The organism is Alteromonas lipotrueae, assembly GCF_019249215.1.
Classification (GTDB): Bacteria; Pseudomonadota; Gammaproteobacteria; order Enterobacterales; family Alteromonadaceae; genus Alteromonas; species Alteromonas lipotrueae.
The window spans coordinates 219,013-238,407 of the sequence record NZ_JAESDI010000002.1; the positions used below are offsets into that span (position 1 = coordinate 219,013).

11 protein-coding genes are annotated in these 19,395 nt (G+C 45.5%); 6 read left to right on the top strand and 5 right to left on the bottom strand.

Features of this window, described 5'->3' with window-relative positions; genetic code table 11:
- Positions 1–110: 110 nt before the first annotated feature.
- From glgA to arcA, 3 genes are all read left to right on the top strand, one after another.
- Entirely contained in the window at positions 111–1,535 is a 1,425-nt protein-coding gene (gene glgA / locus JKP82_RS02725) for a glycogen synthase GlgA (RefSeq protein WP_218395754.1), read from the top strand.
- A 101-nt stretch (positions 1,536–1,636) separates the two neighbouring features.
- Positions 1,637–3,292, top strand: coding sequence for a HAMP domain-containing sensor histidine kinase (locus JKP82_RS02730; protein WP_218395756.1), 1,656 nt, complete (start codon positions 1,637–1,639; stop codon positions 3,290–3,292).
- Positions 3,293–3,447: 155 nt separating this feature from the next.
- Positions 3,448–4,155, top strand: coding sequence for a two-component system response regulator ArcA (gene arcA, locus JKP82_RS02735; protein WP_013785842.1), 708 nt, complete (start codon positions 3,448–3,450; stop codon positions 4,153–4,155).
- Positions 4,156–4,310: 155 nt separating this feature from the next.
- Here the strand turns inward: arcA and JKP82_RS02740 are convergent, their stop codons facing one another.
- Complete coding sequence (locus JKP82_RS02740; protein WP_218395757.1) at positions 4,311–7,451, bottom strand: beta-galactosidase; 3,141 nt, start codon at positions 7,449–7,451, stop codon at positions 4,311–4,313.
- 155 nt (positions 7,452–7,606) lie between these two features.
- Between JKP82_RS02740 and JKP82_RS02745 the strand changes: the two genes are divergently transcribed.
- Positions 7,607–8,566 (top strand): helix-turn-helix transcriptional regulator, encoded by a 960-nt coding sequence (locus tag JKP82_RS02745; protein WP_258544319.1) that lies wholly within the window; start codon positions 7,607–7,609, stop codon positions 8,564–8,566.
- A 67-nt stretch (positions 8,567–8,633) separates the two neighbouring features.
- Here JKP82_RS02745 and pmbA read toward each other — a convergent pair whose 3' ends face one another.
- Positions 8,634–9,965: a metalloprotease PmbA gene (gene pmbA / locus JKP82_RS02750; RefSeq protein WP_129735835.1), complete on the bottom strand. Its 1,332-nt coding sequence runs from the start codon at positions 9,963–9,965 to the stop codon at positions 8,634–8,636.
- A 72-nt stretch (positions 9,966–10,037) separates the two neighbouring features.
- Between pmbA and yjgA the strand changes: the two genes are divergently transcribed.
- Entirely contained in the window at positions 10,038–10,583 is a 546-nt protein-coding gene (gene yjgA, locus JKP82_RS02755) for a ribosome biogenesis factor YjgA (RefSeq protein WP_013785846.1), read from the top strand.
- A gap of 18 nt (positions 10,584–10,601) precedes the next feature.
- The gene (locus tag JKP82_RS02760) at positions 10,602–13,028 is read left to right on the top strand and encodes an Ig-like domain-containing protein (RefSeq protein ID WP_159528061.1); all 2,427 of its coding nucleotides are present in this window, start codon (positions 10,602–10,604) and stop codon (positions 13,026–13,028) included.
- Positions 13,029–13,145: 117 nt separating this feature from the next.
- Here the strand turns inward: JKP82_RS02760 and tldD are convergent, their stop codons facing one another.
- From tldD to JKP82_RS02775, 3 genes are read right to left on the bottom strand one after another with little or no spacing between them, the layout of a single operon-like run.
- Entirely contained in the window at positions 13,146–14,588 is a 1,443-nt protein-coding gene (gene tldD / locus JKP82_RS02765; protein WP_159528060.1) for a metalloprotease TldD, read from the bottom strand.
- Complete coding sequence (locus JKP82_RS02770; RefSeq protein ID WP_159528059.1) at positions 14,581–15,399, bottom strand: carbon-nitrogen hydrolase family protein; 819 nt, start codon at positions 15,397–15,399, stop codon at positions 14,581–14,583. The genes tldD and JKP82_RS02770 overlap by 8 nt, the downstream gene beginning before the upstream one ends.
- Positions 15,392–19,378, bottom strand: a complete 3,987-nt coding sequence (locus JKP82_RS02775) for a YhdP family protein (RefSeq protein ID WP_218395761.1) — start codon at positions 19,376–19,378, stop codon at positions 15,392–15,394. Before JKP82_RS02775 ends, JKP82_RS02770 begins: the two co-directional genes overlap by 8 nt.
- Positions 19,379–19,395: the final 17 nt, after the last annotated feature.

A 19,395-nucleotide genomic window follows, 5' to 3' on the forward strand; every position in this document is an offset into this window, starting at 1 on the left:
CCCCCTATATTCGATATATGGGGCTGAATATATGTCAGCCCTAATTCGCGCAACAGCTATAGAGCCCATTCAGAGGCCATAGGCGCGTTCATATAATACGAGGCGTTCGTGTGAAAATTGTATTCGCTATCTCTGAAGTAGAAGAACTGGTAAAGACAGGTGGCTTAGCAGATGTAGGCAAAGCACTTCCACTTGCATTGAAAGAAGCTGGAGAAGACGTAGCTATTGTTATGCCTTACTACAAGGTATTGGCAGACTCGTTAGACTTGCCCACGGCATGTGAAACACAAACGTTGTTCACCGAATACAAAATATATAATTTCGAAGTGCGAGTTATGGATTGGCACGGACTACCCGTATACTTTGTAGATTACCCGGAATACTTTATGCGTGAAGGCTTGTATTCCAACGCGTACGAAGCCTATGAAGATAATGGCGAGCGCTTTTGTTTCTTTAGCGGCGCAGTATTAGCTGCCCTTCAAGCTATCAATTATTCGCCAGATGTTATCCATTGCCACGATTGGCATACGGCCATGCTGCCCTACTTGACGGCTTTCGACAACACAGGCTTTTTCGATAAAACCCGTACCGTGTTCACTATTCACAATGCCGCGTTCCAAGGGGTAAACCTACTTGAAAAAGTGCCATTTCTTCGCCATCACCCCGGCATACTGGCACAGGTTCACGGCGGTTATATCAATATGCTGCAATCGGGTATCGAGTTTGCTACTAAGGTAACCACCGTTAGCCCCCATTATGCACAAGAGCTGTTAACCGACCTAGGCAGCCACGGCTTGCATGAGCGTTTGGTTAGACGCAAAACCGACCTTTCCGGCATATTAAACGGGTGTGACTATACACAATGGAACCCCGCTACAGATACGTTTTTGCCAGAACATTATGACGCAGACAACTTACTGCCTAAGCAAACGTGCAAGCACGCACTGCAAGAAAAGTCTGGCTTGCCGACGAATGTGAGCATTCCGCTTATTGGTATGGTGTGCCGCCTCACCGAGCAGAAAGGTTTTGGCTATATTCTGCCTATCCTTGATGAACTGGTTCAGCATAATGTGCAAATCGTTATCGTAGGCACCGGCGATCCTAAAATGTGTATGGATTTGGGTGAATTTGCGCAAAATAACCCTTCTCAGTTCGCCTTTATTAATGGGTTTAGCTCCGAGCACGCTCACCTTGTTGAAGCGGGCGCCGACTTTTTCTTAATGCCATCGCAGTTTGAGCCTTGTGGGCTAAATCAAATGTACAGTTTGGCCTACGGCACCATTCCTATTGTGCGAGCGGTAGGTGGTTTGAAAGACACTGTGGTGGACAACCGCCATAGCGAAGACGCTACCGGCTTTGTTTTTGAACAGCCACGCCCTGAAGCCTTGCTTGCTTGTATTCGTCGCGCTTTGCTGTTTTATTATGAACACCCAGTAAAGTTCAGAGAAATGCAGCAAAGGGGCATGAATACCCGCTTTACGTGGGAACGAGCTGCAGATGAATACATTAAACTTTACGAATCTATGTTCGTTTAAGTAAGCGACCTCCATAGTCTTGTACGGCGTTTCTTTCTTTTTGTTAAAGAATGCGCCACTATTATTGAGCGTTCATTTAATTAGAAATTCTGATATTTAGCATGACAGATCGGGCTATAAAACTTTCTATACGAAGTTTATTTTTGTGGGTGGTCATGACCATCGCCGCAATTTCGCTGGTTAGCACCTCCGGTTTGTCTATCTACACCCAAATAAATGCCTATCGACACGAATTGGATAACCGCGCAAACCTGCTATCTAAGATGACTGCTAACGTGGTTGCCAACCCGCTTAAAAATTCTAGCCAGGCATTGGTGGAAGAATCTTTGCAATTCTTAGATTCTGCTGACAAAGTGTTAAACGTACATATTTATAAAAGCTTACCGGATGAGCCTAACACCTCAAGTGCCGTTGAACGTTTTGCCTCTTACAACAAAGGCGGACAACTACTTATTCCTGGAAAGCAAAAACAGCTAACCAACTTAGATCAAACCCCCTTGCTTACAGACGAAAATGATTACTTAGAAAGTAGTCGTAAAATTTTTAACCAAGAGACCAACGAAGTCTTGGGGTGGGTTTACCTTCGTATGTCTGCAGACGGGTTTGGTCAGCACATTATCAAAACGGTTCTGGTTAACCTTGGGGTTATGTTTTTCTTACTGATATTCAGCTTTTTGTTAGCACTGCGTTTTCAACGCCGTGCCACTGTTCCTATTGAAAAACTCTCTTTTTTCCTACAGCGCACCTCTAGACAGCGAGACTATTCGGCACGAGCAGAACCGTCCAATATTAAAGAAATAAACGTGCTGTCTGATGATGTGAATATTATGCTATCTCGCATACAAGAATACATGCACAAACAGCGTCAAGCCGAAGAGCAGCACAGAAAGCTGAATGCCAGCTTAGAAGAAATGGTAAGCCAACGCACTAATGCGTTGAAAGACGCTAACCAAGAATTAATTCAAACGCTTGAAAAGCTGCATGAGTTTCAACGCCAAATTGTACAAAATGAAAAAATGGCATCGTTGGGCGACATGGTTGCGGGGGTTGCCCACGAAGTTAATACCCCCATTGGCTTAGGCGTTACAGCTTCTACTATGATGCTCGACCGACTCGCGGTTATTGAAAGGGATTTTGAGAATAAAACGCTAAAGGCCAGTGCCATGAAACGCTTCATGGATGAAAGTCATGAAAATTTAAACATCATTTATCGCAATTTGAACCGCGCTGCTGAGCTAATTTCCAGTTTTAAACAGGTTGCAGTAGATCAATCGAGCGAAAGTAGCCGAACTTTTTGCTTTGCACAGCTAGTTAATGAGATACTACTGTCGTTACAGCCTCGCTTAAAAAAATTACAACACAACATCAACGTAGATTGCGACCCTACCTTATGCGTTGAAACGAAGGCTGGTCCTATTAATCAAATCATTATTAACCTTATTATGAATTCGGTTATCCATGGCTTTGAGAACATAGAAAAAGGCCAGATTGACATCTGTGCTGAATTAATTACAACAAACAAGCTAAAGTTAGTGTATCGGGATAACGGCATCGGGATCCCAACAGATATTCGTAAACGTATTTTCGACCCTTTCGTAACCACAAAACGTGGACAAGGGGGGTCTGGATTAGGCATGCACTTAGTGTACAATTTAGTCACTCAAGCGCTCAATGGCTCTATCTCAATTACCAGCGAAGTAGGTAGTGGTGTAGAATTTGTTATTGTTTTTCCTGTTTCCAGTGCGAAAACGTCATAATACCTGTATAACTATTGAACTTTGCTTGAAATTTGTTGGCTAACCCCAATACCTTGAATTTAGTAATATTCGATAGTAACTTGCATATAAGTAAACGAATATTAAAATTTAATCAGTAATTGCTTAAACCGATTTTATAAAGAGTGTAAAACACCATGCAGACGCCAAATGTGTTAATTGTTGAAGATGAAGTGGTCACACGTACCACGCTAAAGAGTTTATTCGAAGCAGAAGGGTACAATGTATTTGAAGCTGAAAATGGTGATCAAATGCATGACTTCTTTGAAAATCACGCAATTAATTTGGTTATTATGGATATTAACCTGCCAGGTAAAAATGGCCTAATTTTGGCACGTGAAGTACGTGACCGTAAAAATGTAGGTCTTATTTTCCTTACTGGCCGTGATAACGACGTTGATCGTATCTTAGGTCTGGAAATTGGCGCAGATGACTATCTAACCAAGCCTTTCAATCCTCGTGAACTAACTATTCGTGCGCGTAACTTATTATCTCGCACCACAAACTCTGCAGAAGACGATGATTTACCAAGCCGTGTAAACTTCAATGGCTGGATTTTGGATGGCGACAGCCGTTCTCTTATTTCACCAACAGGTAAAGAGTTCCGGTTACCACGCAGTGAATTCCGTGCACTACACTTATTCCTTAGCAACCCAGGTAAAATTCTTACCCGTGAGCAGCTAATTATGGAAATGACAGGCCGTGAACTTCGCCCTAACGACCGCACAGTAGACGTAACTATTCGCCGTATTCGTAAGCATTTCGAATCAGATCCTTCTGACGAAGAATTGATTGTGACCATTCACGGTGAAGGTTACCGCTTCTGTGGCTCTGTCGACGGCTAATTAGCCCAAACAGAGATACCAATGGTAGTTACCGTTGTAAGTAATAGCCTGATTAAATACAAAAAAAGCCGCTCAATAGAGCGGCTTTTTTTTTACGTTCTAAATTTATAATGTAAGTTTTGAACGCACTTAAGCTTAGCTAGTTTGCGATGCTCTTATGAGCATGCAGTAAAAGATAAAAAATAACGATAGGCTTTTTTCTCTAACAAAAAGGCTTTGTGCGTACTTGGGCTCCACGAGTCATCGCCGCCTACCCCCATGTGAGCATGGTCGATGTACACGTAAGTACTGTCGGCAGTAGTTAAGTCGCAGGTGTGCTTAGCTGCATCAAGCTGCTTTTGCCCGTACGGGCTTACAGCAAAGTGAAAATCACCCGCTACTTTTATAGCGTTAAGGCTAAGCTCTCGACAGTCACTACGAAGCCCATTGTCGGTAGGAAATATATAAGGCGTATGCATACTCGCGATGCTTTCACTGTAACTACCAAACCTTGCTGCAGCTAATCGGTCGGGGTAGTTCTCAAATGGTCCTAATCCCTTCCACTGAATGTTGGCTTCAGCCTGACTTGAATAAGGCACTGCCCACTGCAAACCGATACGCGGCATAGGGGGCAATGCATCGGCTAATTTCACCTGAACATCTAATGCTAATGTGCCAGCTAAATTCACGCGGTAGCACCAACGAGTAGAGGCGACTAAAGCATTGTTGTGATGGTAGTTAAACAGTGCCGTCACACGCACATCGTGTGCACATTCAACAATATCGACACCAACACAGCTGCGCTGCCATTGCCCTATTCCAGCGCGGCGCCAGCGCGACTCCCATGCATTTGGATCGGGGTTATCCACTTCACTTACGCCAATGTCATTGTCTAATGGTGCCCTGAAAAAATTATCTTCTAATGGCGCACTGAGCTGCTCTTCGCCATTGGCTAACCAGGAAGTAAGTAACCCAGTGTTAGCATCAAGCACGAAGTTATTACTTGCCGCGTGGATCTTCACCTTAGTTTCGCTACGCTCTACCGTTACTGTTTCTTTCGCTTTATTCTCGCCATTACTAGCACCACCAGTATTAGTACTGGCCGATGTTAAAGGAGATAAACCTGCGGTGTTAGCAATCTCGAACTGCTCTGTATCTAACACATGCCCAGCATTCGCCCAGTCACAGTCGTTTGCTAGCGCTACATCAATATTAAGGTGATATTGCGCATCGGGTACAAACTCAATATTTGGGGTTATCACAAGTGTTTGTGACGACTGGGGGCCAATACTTAATGTTTCAGTGCCGTTGGCAACGCATTCGCCGTTTTTAAGCAATTGCCACTGCAGTATTTCGTTATCGGTTGAACGAAATACATAGTCGCTGGTGATGGTTAACTGATAGCTGCTAGCTTGTTCGTTCTCTAGTGCTTTAAGCGTGAATGTCAAATGCTGTTGGCAGTACTTCGCTTCAAATAAAGCAGGGTGCGGTGTGCGATCAGGAAACAGCAAACCATTAATACAGAACTGACGGTCGTTGTCAGTATCACCAAAGTCACCACCGTAAGCCCAATAGGCCTCACCGCTGTCTGTATGCTTCACTAAGCCTTGATCGACCCAATCCCAAATGAAGCCCCCTTGCAAACGTGGATAGTCTTTAAATGCCTGCCAGTAGTCCGCAAAGCTTCCTAAACTGTTCCCCATGGCATGGGCGTACTCACACAAAATAACAGGGCGAGTTTCACCAGGTAGCGATAACCACTTTTTAATGGCCCATTTCGGCACGGCATCATCAAGTACATCGGTATCTACCCGGGCATACATGGGGGCGATAATATCGGTAGCGGTAGTATTCGCACCACCGCCTTCGTATTGCACAGGTCGTGATGGGTCAAACGCTTTAGACCAACCGTACATGGCATCTTGATTTGGCCCATGACCACATTCATTACCTAATGACCAAATAATAATAGATGCGTGGTTTTTATCTCGCTCTACCATTTGCGTATAACGAGCTAAATAAGCGCCGGCCCACAATGCATCTCTAGACAGTCGCCCCATGGGAAACATGCCGTGGGTTTCAATGTTCGCTTCATCTACCAAGTACAAACCATACTCATCACACAGTTCATACCAACGCGGATGATTAGGGTAATGGGCAGTGCGTACCGCATTGAAGTTGTTTTGCTTTAATAGCTTTATATCTTCAATCATGTCAGCTTCATTCACCGCATGACCTTTACTTTCATGATGCTCGTGTCTGTTTACGCCACGAATAAGAATAGGTTTACCGTTAACGCATAACTGGCCATCAAGCATATCGACCTGACGAAAACCTATGTTGTAGCCTTCGGCAACGACCACATCACCTGCGTCGTTAAACAAAGTGACGACTAGGCGATATAGATAGGGACTCTCTGCCGTCCATTTCTTAGGCTCAGTGACTGTTAACGATTGAAAAATCACATCATCCCAGCCGCCTTTCTCGTCTATGCGGCGGTTATTGGTGCTCGACACAGTTTGTGCGGTAACGGCGGTTTCACCATCAAATAACTGAATGCCCACCGTATAGCTTGCTGGGGCGTTAATCGCAGTGCGAACATCTAAGCGGCCATCCCGATAGCAAGCATCTAATTTTGGTGTGGCAAATACATCTTGAATATGATGCTGTGGTTTCGTTACCAGTACCACATCGCGGAAGATACCGCTTAACCACCACATGTCCTGATCTTCTAAATAGCTCCCGTCAGACCAGCGAATTACCATTACCGCTAAGCGATTTTCACCAACCTTTAAAAAAGGCGTTAAATTGAATTCGGCCGGTAAACGGCTATCTTGCGAATACCCCACATATTCACCATTACACCAAAGATGAAAGGCACTATTAACCCCTTCAAACACAATATGATTACGCAGTTGCACGGCCTCTTCATTTACCGTAAACGTGGTGCGGTAGCAGCCTGTGGGGTTATCGCTAGGCACGTCTGGCGGGGTTACCGGAAAAGGATATTTAACATTGCAGTAAATAGGCTTATCAAACCCCTGCAGTTGCCAGTTTGAAGGCACGATAATAGGCTGCCAGTTTGCAGCTTCAGACAATACCTCGCTCAGTAAGTCTTCTGTAACGGCCTCAGGTTGGGGATATAACCTAAAATCCCACTCGCCATTTAAACTTTGTTTTTGCGCATTAACGTTATGTTTAGCATCTTCTTGGGTTAAAAAACCGTTTAATGGACTATGTCCATTTACGCGATTTCTTTGAAATACGACAGGGTTCTGCCAATCATTTTGCGCAACAACTTGAGCAACATTTGCCATTACTGGCTCCTTTTACGGTAGGTTTTTTTAATAACAGGTGAAATATAGCGGAAACACGCGCAATCCTTTATGCTTGTTTCTCTCTTTAATTTATCCAAAACTCTCATTTTACAATTATGCAACCTACTAGCTTAGCTTCTTCTGGTTCCCAAAATATGCACGCGCAGAGAACCTTTCGCGATATTGTGAATATTGGGCCACACTGCCTTGAACGCTTTATAGATAGTACAAATGCGCCAGAAATTAAAGCGCTAGACATTGAGTTGGCGGGCTGCTCGAATTTATCAGGCACTTATCAAGTTGGCCGAGTTACCCCTCCTAACCACACTCTTTTTTATTCATTAAACGGCAGCGGTAAAATACTCACCCCGTCTGGCGAGTACGCACTACCAGCTTCAAGTGTGATTATTTTGCCAGCGCACCAAAGTTTTGAAGTGCAAATTGATCAATTTGATGAAACCAGCGCAACGCCGGATGCAACTGAAGTAACGAAAAGCGAAGCCAGTGAAGTACAAGATAAAATTAACGCTGGGAAAGCGCCGCGAGCCGATCAAGCGCCGCGAGCGGATCAAGAGCAGTGGGACATTATTTGGCTGAATTTATCCGATTGCCCTCGATGGCAGCATTTTTTTGATGTAGCACACCCCGTTCAGCACGACATTGAGTTGGCAGGGTTGCACCATGCGATGGAATTACTGTATTTAGAAACCAATAGCCAACATCGGCAAGCGGTTATTCCCATTATTCAGCAATATTTGCAGCATATTGCCACCCCGGTGAAAAGCACGCACCAAGTACGATTGTCGGCCCTGTTTGCTGCGGTAGAAAAACAATTGCAGTTCAATTGGGATATAGACGCCTTGGTAGACAAAGTGCACTACTCGGCCCCTCACCTACACAGGCTATGCCTTGCGCAGTTTGGTCGAAGCCCCATGCAGCATGTTATTTATCTGCGCATGGTAAGGGCTAAAAATTTACTGATAAGCACGCAATGGCCCATTGCTTATATTGCCAACTACGTGGGCTACAGCAATGTGTTTACGTTTTCGAAGCGGTTTAAAAAGTCACAAGGGATGCCGCCTAGCGAATTTCGCCAGCGGCAGTCTTCAAATTAAGTAAGTTCATTCAAGCTCGCTACATAAAACTATGTGAGATTGAACGACTTAAATCCAAACAGAGAAACTAGCTTCCTGCTATTTTCATCTGATTAATAAGGATAGAACCGGTATGCACACTACCGCGTAAATCTTTATCTTTACCAATTGCCACAATGCCAGCAAACATATCTTGTAAACAGCCTGCAATAGTCACTTCGTGAACAGGGTATTGAATAACACCATTTTCTACCCAGAACCCAGCTGCGCCGCGAGAATAATCGCCGGTAACCGTGTTCACGCCCTGCCCCATAAGCTCGGTAACGTATAAGCCAGTGCCCATTTCTTTTAGCAAGTCGCTGTCGCTATGACCTGTGTCGCCCACCAACCAGTTGTGAATGCCACCTGCGTGACCATTGGTTTGGGTGTTTAGCTTGCGAGCCGAATACGTGGTGTAAAGGTAGGTAGAAAGCTTTCCGCCATCAACTATTGTCATGTCTTTACAAGCAACGCCTTCGTTGTCGAAGCTAGAACTCGCTAAGCCCGACTTTATAAATGGGCGTTCTTCAATGTTTAACCATTCTGGAAAAATTTGTTTTCCTAAGCTATCTAACAAAAACGATGAACGACGATACAAACTACCCCCGCTGATAGCACCCACATAATGCCCAAATAAACTAGACGCTATGTCTTTGTGTAACAGAATAGGCACCTGAGCCGTATTAATCTTGCGGGCTCCTAAACGCTCTACAGTGGCTTTTGCCGCTTCTTGCCCAATAGATACTGCCGATTGCAACAAAGGCGCCTGTCGGTCGACTGTGTACGCATAATCACGCTGCATGTCGCCATCTTGCGATCCGATCACCATGCAGCTTAAGCTGTAACGGCTACTTGGATACCCTGCATTTATACCGTGGGTATTGCCGTAAACACGCATACCAAGGTTAGCGTTATACGATGCACCGTCTGAATTTGTAATGCGCGGGTCGTAACCTAATGCAGCAGATTCCGCTTCAATTGTGGTGGCAATGGCTTTTTCTGTATCAAGCTCTTGCGGGTGATATAAATCCAAATCGGGGAATTCTGTGGCCATAAGTTCAGCATCGGCAAGACCAGTACAAGGATCTTCACTGGTGTACTTAGCAATATCGACGGCTTTTTCCACGGCACGGGTAAGTGCTTCTTTGCTTAAGTCAGCCGTAGAGGCGCTGCCTTTTCGCTTACCTACGTAAACACTAATTCCCAAGCCGCCATCGTTGGTAAACTCTACGTTTTCAACTTCTTGCATACGTGAAGATACCGCAATACCTTCCACTTTTGACATGCTTGCTTCTGCTTGGGTTGCCCCATTTTTTAGGGCTAATTTCAGTACATCATCAACGACATTCTGAATTTCTGATAACTGTTGCTCAATTTGCATAGTAAGTTTCGCTGTCTAAATCCGACTGTGATAGTTACAATTTAGCTAAAGTGTAACACTTATGAGTTTGAAATGAGCGATCAGAAATCTAAATCACGACAACAATCTAAGTTAGAAAGCGCCGAGCCAGAAGAAGAGCTCATTAGTAAAAGCGAACTAAAGCGCCAATCTAAAGACTTACAAAAGCTGGGGCAAACCGTAGTAAACCTTACCCCTGCCCACTACGCCACCATTCCGCTTGATGAAGAATTGAAAGATGCGTTAGATATTGCCCGTGTCATCAATAAGAAAAAAGACGGTTACAGAAGGCAACTTCAGTTCATTGGTAAGCTACTTAGACAAAGGGATAATTCCCCTATTGAAGTCGCCTTGGCTAAAATAACCCATCAACATCAAGCAAATAACGCTGCGTTTCATGAATTAGAACGTGCTCGTGAAGATGTAATCACCCGTGGTGACGACGCTATTCAAGGGCTTATTGAAGAATACCCTGAGCTAGATAGACAAAAATTAAGACAGTTCCACCGCCAAGTGAAAAAAGAACAAGAAAAGAATGCTCCCCCTAAAGCTTACAGGGAGTTATTCCAATATTTAAAAGACGTTACTCAAAAAGAGTAGCAACATAAGGAGAGGTATATGGGGCGGCTCTTAGCGGCATTTGCTTTCGTTTGGGTATTATCAGGATGTAATGGTACCTCGGGGGCAAACGGCGACGACCCCTTTGGCAGTTCGGATAGCGACGATAGCACCACCTCTCCAGTCGTAGCACTTTCTCTTGAGATTAGCGATGCTAACTGTAATACGGTTAATCAGGCTAGTTTCGAGATTGGTGATACTGCCTGCATCACTGCTACCATTACCGAAGATGGTGCGGTATTAACCGGAGAAATAATCAGTTTTACAAGCGGTATAGGCACACTCTCTGTTAGCGACAAGCTCACTGACAGTAACGGTGAAGCCATTGTGTATTTAGACTCAGATAGCGCTATTGCTGGTGCCAGCACGATTACCGCTACTTACGACAGCACATCGTCAGAAGCAAACATTGAGTTTTTGATTGCCGACACCGATACCGTGTTTTTACCCACCCTTTCACTAACCTTAAGTGACAGTGCAGGCGATCAAGTTAGTAGGATTACCGCTGATGAAACCGGCACCCTTAGTGCGTCGCTGATAAATATCGATGACACCCCAATTGCAGATGCCATTGTGAGCTTCCAAGTGTCTCGCGGTTCGGTAAGCATAGATGACGCGCTAACCACTAATGACGGCCTTGCCAATAGTCAGTTAATACCTACCGACGATAACCTAGGTGCTGGCACGGCCACTGTGTCATATGTTTATAATGAACAAACCCTAACCGCTACACTCAATTATGAAATTCAGTCTTCTGCGGTAACCGATGAAGTTATTCGAATTGGTACGTTTGATAACGGCGAATTTGTAGCCGGTTTATTAGGGGTAGACGGTTACACCACGGACGAAGACGTTGTCATCGCCGCTGGCGCAACCCTTGGTGTTAACGTAGCACTGGTTAATTCTGAAGGCGAAACCTATGCCACCAGTATTCCCGTAACCTTTAGCTCTGTTTGTGTGGCGAACGATAGTGCCGATATTGATGAAACCGTATTTACCGCAAGCGGACAAGCCCGCTCTACATTTCAAGACAATAGTTGCGCTGGAAATACCGGCTTCGACGACGAGATAAGTGCAACGGTTACTATCAATAGCAGTACGTTAAGTGTGTCCCGTTCTATAGAAATTCTGCCTGAAACCGCAGGTAGCATCGCCTTTATCGATGCGTCTCCGTCATCAATTGTAATCAGTGGTACGGGCGGCCAAGATGCAAGCTCAGTATCAAGAGTAACCTTTCAAGTTAACAGTGCGTTGGGTAATCCGCTTGCTCAACAAGAAGTGGCGTTTAGCTTAAACAGTAATATTGGTGGCCTGGCGCTTTCTCCTGCTAGTGCACTGACTAACTCTGAAGGCCAAGTCAGCACTTTTGTGACAGCAGGTAGCGTGCCTACTGCCGTTCGCGTTACCGCCGTTACCGACATTGATGATACTAGCATTCAGTCTCAGTCTGACTTGCTTAGCGTGAACACTGGGTTGCCCGATCAAAACAGTATTAGTTTGTCGCCATCGAGTTTGAACCCTGAAGCACACAACATTAACGGCAACGAATTAACCATTACCGCTAGCGCGGCTGATGCTTTTAACAATCCAGTGCCAGATGGCACCACGCTGAACTTCACCACCGAAGGCGGGTTAATTGAGCCAAGCTGCACCACCCAAAGCGGCAGGTGCAGTGTGACTTGGACGAGTGCTGAGCCAAGAGTAGCCGATCACCGAATTACGGTAATGGTAACAGCGGTAGGCCATGAAACATTAATAGACGCTAATGGCAATAACCTATACGACGATGCTGATGGCGGCGCAATTACCGGCAGTACGGGCAATGGACTATCCATATTACTGCCTGATACCACGGGCTTTATCGATTATCCCGAGGCATGGCGTGACGATAACGAAGACGGTAGCTATGACGCCACAGAGCCCTTTTTCGATTACGACAGTTCAGGTGACTTTACCCTGGCCAATGGATTATTTGATGGCCCGCAATGCGATGCCACAACCTGCGGGAATAGCGCGCTGCATGTGAGGCGCGCCATGGTGGTTATTATGTCATCGTCATCTGCGTTGCTAACGTTTAACAGCAGTACCGATGAGCTAGCGAACAACACTAATCCGCCTGGGTTAACGCCTGTGTTGAGTATCCCAAGAGGAAGCAATGCGTTGCTATCGTTAGCCTATTCAGATACCGCTAATCAGCCATTAGCAGAAGGTACAGAAATTAGCATTACAAGCTCTGAAGGGGGGATTTCAGGTTCACTTGAAGCCACCGTGCCTTCTACCAACGCGGCAGGTAACAGACAACTATCCTTCGTACTGACTAATCTATTAGATGAGTCGGAAGCCAGCACCAGTGCGATTGTAAGTGCGCTAGTTACCTCTCCCAGTGGTGTTACTACCAGTCTTGATATGGTAGTCACTTTGGAATAGTGAGCGCTTTCGCAGCAACATGCTGCACTGATCGTATATAAACAGTCAAAAATATTGCATTAAAAAAGGCGCCAACCGGCGCCTTTTTCGAATTCTCACACTAGCGTAACGCGTAATTTACGCCGTTCCGCCCACAGTAAGCTCGTCTATTTTCAATGTAGGTTGGCCTACGCCAACAGGCACGCTTTGGCCGTCTTTACCACACACGCCAACGCCGTTGTCTAATGCCACATCGTTGCCAATCATGGAAATCTTCTGCATAACTTCAGGGCCATTTCCAATCAAAGTAGCGCCTTTAACTGGTGCGGTAATTTTACCATTTTCAATGAGGTATGCTTCTGCACTAGAAAATACGAATTTGCCTGATGTGATATCAACTTGCCCACCAGCAAAGTTAGGCGCGTAAATACCTTTATCGATAGAGGCAATAATCTCTTTAGGATCGTACTGCCCTTCTAACATGTAGGTATTGGTCATGCGCGGCATAGGTAAATGCGCATAAGACTCGCGACGACCGTTTCCAGTTGGCGCAACACCCATTAGCTTGGCGTTATGCTTATCTTGCATGTAGCCTTTTAGAATACCGTCTTCAATAAGGACATTGTGCTGCGTGGGAGTGCCTTCATCATCTACTGACAACGAACCACGACGATCAGCCAATGTGCCATCGTCTACTACTGTTACACCCTTTGCAGCTACTCGCTGACCAATCTTCCCACTAAAGGTTGACGCACCTTTACGGTTAAAGTCGCCTTCAAGACCATGACCCACCGCTTCGTGTAACAATACACCAGGCCAGCCATTACCCAATACTACCGGCATAGCACCCGCTGGTGAGGCTACCGCTTGCATGTTAACCCGGGCCATATGCAGGGCATCGTCGGCTAACTGCTCATAGTAGGGGCGACCGTCTTTATCTGACTCAAAAAAAGAATACGCGTATCTGCCGCCAGCACCCGCGCTGCCGCGCTCACGACGATCACCGTCTTCAAGCAACACAGAACAATTAAGGCGAACCAAGGGGCGGATATCGGTGGCGAATGTACCATCACTGGCAGCCACTAAAATTTCTTCGTACACACCACTAATGCTAACCACAACCTGATTGGCTGATGGCTCTTGCTGCCTAACATACGCGTCCACGGCTTTTAGCAGAGAAATTTTCTCGGCATCTTGCATGGCTAAAATAGGGTTTTTCTCACCATAGCGCGCTTGATAATCGCTACGTCCTAGGGATGATACTTTCTGAGACCCACCATCAGGGGCAATACTGCGCGCAGCGTTGCACGCCTTTACTAAGGCATCTTCGCTGATTTCATCTGAATAGGCGAAACCGGTTTTTTCACCGCTGATAGCACGAACGCCAACACCACGTTCAATGTTGTAGCTACCTTCTTTAATAATGCCATCTTCGAGCACCCAACTTTCGTGTTGGCTCGACTGAAAATAAAGATCAGCATAATCGGTATCGTGACGATGGATACCCGAAAGGGCTCTTTCTAGCGACGCTACATCTAGTCCAGAGTCAGACAGTAAATGGCGTTCAACAGATTTAGACAAAGTGACTCCTGAATCGGTTATGTTCGGCAACCGGCATATTTTGTTTAATGGCTTGTCGCGCTTCAATATTAACACTGGTTTGAATGACACCAATGTCTTGAGGTAGCTCGCTTAAGGTTTCACCCCACGGCGAAACCACTAGGCTATGACCATAGGTTTCACGGCCATTTTGGTGCTCACCGGTTTGGTTGGCAGCTACCACATAGCATTGTTTTTCAATGGCTCGCGCTTTCACTAACGTGTGCCAGTGCGCTTCACCTGTTCGTTGCGTAAAGGCAGCGGGCAACACTAAAATATCGATATCGCCCATGGCGGTAAACAAGCCTGGAAAGCGCACATCATAACATACCGCTAGCCCAATGTTGCCAATTGGGGTTTTTACCGTAACAACTTCACTGCCTGGGTTTGTAAACGTAGATTCTTTGTAGCTGCCCGTATTGTCATCCACCGACACATCAAAAAGGTGAATTTTACGATAGTCGGCCAATACCGTGCCGTCTGGGCCAAACAATAAACACGCCGCTGAAAACTTTGACGCATCAATGGTAACCATAGGAAACGTGCCCGAAACAATGTAGCACTCATGGGCTTTGGCGAGCGCCGATAAACGTTGCTGTATCAGCCCTTCATCTTTGACTTCGGCGGCATTGAGTAGCTCGCCATCTTTAGTACCAAAACAGGCAAAGCATTCTGGCAATACTACTAAGCTGTCTTTTGGAACTTGTTCACGGGAAATAGCCTGTTCTACATGATTCAAATTGTCTTCTACACTGGGCGTAGATGTCATTTGAACTGCAACTAGATTAACCATCGATAACCTCCATTTTTACTCTGCGTAAATCATCTTCGGTAAGCGGCCGATCTAATGGCGAAGTGCTTTCTGGCGACACATTCGCCGGTAAGCTTATATCTTTACTATGTCGTTCTACTTCATCGAACTGCGGATTAGTAATGGTGCCAGAAACCTTATAGTTAACGTTCGAGATAACTTTAGCTGATGTTAACACTTGATCTAACGCCAGCGCAGCCAATGCCGTTGGGGGCGTAGCTAAAAAATACACTAGAAAGGGTAAGTTCCCCGTTACATTAGGGGCAAACGTAATATTGTAATTAAGGCCACCTGTATTTAAGTTGGTATAGCCTTTAATTTCAATTTCACCTGCACCGCCGTCTATTTCGGTATCGTCGGTAAAGGCGGTACCGTCAGCAATTTGTAAGCTTCCACCCATTTTGTCGTAGAAGAATCCTGTGGCAAATACATCTCTAAAATCTAAGCTTAGCTTGCGTACTAATGAGTTTAGGCTGAATAATGTGAATATGCGCGAGCCTTTATCACTAACCTCAGTGAGATAACCGTCAGTGAGGGCCCAATCTACGTCACCACTTACTTTGTCTAACGAAAAATCAAACGGGGAAGAAGGCCAACCTAAATCAAATTTAACATCGGCTTCGGAGTCTTTAATACCCGAAGTGATCCCTCGCTGTTTGAGCATTTGTCCCACATCAGGAGAGGAAAGCGTACCGTTTAACCGGGTGGTTATATCGCCGCCTTCATGCTGCCAGTATCCGGTTGCAGTGACATCCGCACTGGAAGAACGCGTGAGAAATTGTCTTATTTGTAAGCCTTGATCAGTTTTTGCTACATCAAGCGTGATTTCGCCTAAATCAAGGCCATGGACACTACAAACACTGCAATAGAAGTAGATGGGAGGCAAATCTAGCGGGTCAACTTCCACTACGTCCGCGCGCTGCTTAGCCATCTCGATTTCTTCTTCTGGCGCCTCTGTTGAATCAGCAGCCTCAGTAGTGGGTTTATCCAGTACTAAGTAATCGGCGTTAATATCGATACCTTGGTTATTAATATCGTTATTAACCCTGATAGTCGCTCGCGCTTTCGCCGCATCAACTTGTAACAGCCAATCTTTGTCTTGTTCCCGAGCGGTTAAAGACACGTTATTTAGTGAATGCCCCCATCCGGTTAGGGTATCTGCGGTCACAAATATGCGTGATGGCACCCCGAAGATATTTTGCTTTTGGGCACGGTTTTCCGTCGATAACGTATCACTATTAGTGTTGGTACTTGTGCGTGTGTTGGCGGTTAAGCTCGCACTAGTCTCGTTCGTTTTGCTTGGCACAATGAGCGTTTGCAGGGTAGTAAACCATTCAACAATATCGGCCTGCTCTAGATTCGCGGCAATACTGAACCCGGTACCTCTATCACCCACATCTGCGTCGCCTAAGGAAAGGTGCGCTCGAGAGAACTGCATTTCTTTATGGGGCAATACGCCGTCGAAGTGAATATTGTCACCTAATCTTGCCTCTACATTAGAGGCTTGTAGGTTACCTTCACTGTTAATTTGAAGTGGCAGACTGGTACCTTGAACTGTCGCAAACGGCGCTGGCAGCAAGCTTTGGGTTGCCGTTAAATCAGCGTTAACCTGGGCATTGTAAGAAAAGTCGCTATTCGATAGGCTTAAATTCACATCGGCCTGCCAATGGGTTTCACCGTCTAAGTAATCAATGAGATCGGTTTTTACATACTTCACTAACGGATGTACATGCCACCGCCCTTTAAGGTTCACATTAACGTCGTAGCTGTCGTTCTGACGCCCCTGAATTGACATTTCCACAGGCTGGCCTAATAAGCTCGCAGTTAACCCATTAGCGTCAATTTTTGCATTGTCGAAGCTCAGCGTACCACTGGCGTCATCGAACTGCATACGCGTGCTGGTAATATACACATCGTTATTGTTTAACTGGGCTTCACCTTGAACCCGTACATCTTTGCCTTTAAAGGGTATATCTAATGTTAAGCTTGCCGATAATGGCCCCGAGACCTGCACGTCTTTATCTAACACTTTCCCTAGCGAGCTGGCAATTGAAGACTGCTTCATCAACGACGTTACCTTTTCGCCTGTACCAGAACCTTCTGCATAAATCGTCAACAATGAAGATGGGTGTAATCGTGGGATAGCAGCAGACATGCTCGCGACTTCAACACCTGCCAAAGTCGCCTTATCGCTTTCCATCACCAAGGCATCATTATGGAAATATACAGATAAGTCCAAATCGTTTAGGGCTGGCCATTTTGAGGAAAATACAAAGTCACTATCTTCAATGTCGACATAAGCTTGGAAAATGCCGCTGTTGTCGTGAAACGGATAGTTTTTGGGGCTACCGTGCCACAATATTTGCGCTTTGCTTACGTTACCTTTGCCACCAAAGGCGCGGGTAAGAAATTTATCGGTATTCACGCCCATTAACGAGGCAGGAAAGAAATCACTGACTGCGTTTAACGCTAAGGGTTTAAGATTGGCAAATATGTCTAGGTTGCCCGTGGTTAGATTGGCCCGAAATACTGGCTCTAACACTAACTGTTTGCTGTCGAACAAGAGATCTTTGCCCGTCACCACCCATTGCTTTTCATCACCTACCGCCTGAGTGTGAAAATACAGGTTAGCGTTGAAGGTATTGATATCGAGATTTTGTTTAATAATATTGTCGGCAGATAAGGTACTGTTTTCACTTTTTAAGTAAACCGCTCCAGAATCTTTATACCAGTATACGTCGGCATCTAGCGAAGTAAGGCCTGGGGCTTTTCCGGCTTGCTCCCACGACAAATCAAGGATTTTAGCGGTTAACTCTGGGCGACGATTTCTAAATTGAAGCTCCAAGGTAGCAAGTTGCCCATTGGGATTTAGCGCGCGAATTTCCTCTTCGCTGGTGTCGTCCATAAATAGCGGCAAAAGCATCAGGAATGGGTTTATCTGAACCGGTTTTACAATGCTGACTACAGCGTCACCTGAATTTCTCACTTTACCTACGAAATCAGCTTCTATGGTTTCGTGGCCAGAGTCTACCACCAATTGATCTACCCTAACGCTCCATCCATCTTGTGTAGGTACAGCTTCAATACTGCCACCACGAATACCTGTCACTAGGGATGAGTATTCTTCCCCGCCCCATTCTAATAAGCTTTCTTCAAACTGAGCTTGAACGCCGGTGATACCATTACTTTGCACGTCGGCCCAAATTTCGAAATTTGCGCGGCTTTCAGTCAGCGGACGTTTGGTTTTAATTAAGTCGCTCACCCAGGGTGAAATATCTAAATCTTCAGCGCGGGCATAAAAAACCCCTTCAAAGGCATCTTTATTGCCAGTCACATCAATAATGAAAGAAGCAGAATTCGACGATACATCGGCCACCTTCATTTGCCCTAAGCCTTGGTGACGTTTACCGCTGTTATTCCACGTTAACTGGTCGATAATAAAAGACTGAGTCTCGCTATTTTTAGAGAGGAGCACTTCCCCTTCTTCTAGAGAGAAACTTTGGAGTTGTTCTAGAAATAAGCTTTTTAATGCATTAACAACAGGAAAGTTGTTATCGCCTGCACGCTCGAACCTATCGGCATCAACATCAAGCTTAAGGCCGCGAAGTTCAAAACGTGTAGATGAGATCATTTGTCGTCTCAAAGACTGCCAAAAGTCCAATTCAACGTAGACTTGACGAATATTGAGCCCAACGGGAGACGCATCGTTTTGCGCCATGGAGACCGAATTTAAGACAATACTCGGCCCAGAGCGTTGCCATACTGCATGCACGCTGTTAATAGTAAGATTTACGCCATAGCGCTGGCTGATATAGTCTTCCAGCAGGTGCTTGTTGTGTTCAATATGCGGCAGCGCATAGCGAGCGGCGCTGATTAACAGCGCGAATAGAACAAGCAGGATGGCAAGCAGCAACCATATTTTTTTAACTAAATAGGCTGCTACCGACGTTAAATTTGTCACACTTCGCCTTCGTATAG

Coding starts and splice junctions, on each gene's coding strand:
- yjgA (WP_013785846.1), top strand. CDS start 10,038: ATGAGCGATCAGAAATCTAAATCACGACAACAATCTAAGTTAGAAAGC.
- arcA (WP_013785842.1), top strand. CDS start 3,448: ATGCAGACGCCAAATGTGTTAATTGTTGAAGATGAAGTGGTCACACGT.
- JKP82_RS02740 (WP_218395757.1), bottom strand. CDS start 7,451: ATGGCAAATGTTGCTCAAGTTGTTGCGCAAAATGATTGGCAGAACCCT.
- pmbA (WP_129735835.1), bottom strand. CDS start 9,965: ATGCAAATTGAGCAACAGTTATCAGAAATTCAGAATGTCGTTGATGAT.
- JKP82_RS02745 (WP_258544319.1), top strand. CDS start 7,607: ATGCACGCGCAGAGAACCTTTCGCGATATTGTGAATATTGGGCCACAC.
- JKP82_RS02730 (WP_218395756.1), top strand. CDS start 1,637: ATGACAGATCGGGCTATAAAACTTTCTATACGAAGTTTATTTTTGTGG.
- JKP82_RS02770 (WP_159528059.1), bottom strand. CDS start 15,399: ATGGTTAATCTAGTTGCAGTTCAAATGACATCTACGCCCAGTGTAGAA.
- JKP82_RS02760 (WP_159528061.1), top strand. CDS start 10,602: ATGGGGCGGCTCTTAGCGGCATTTGCTTTCGTTTGGGTATTATCAGGA.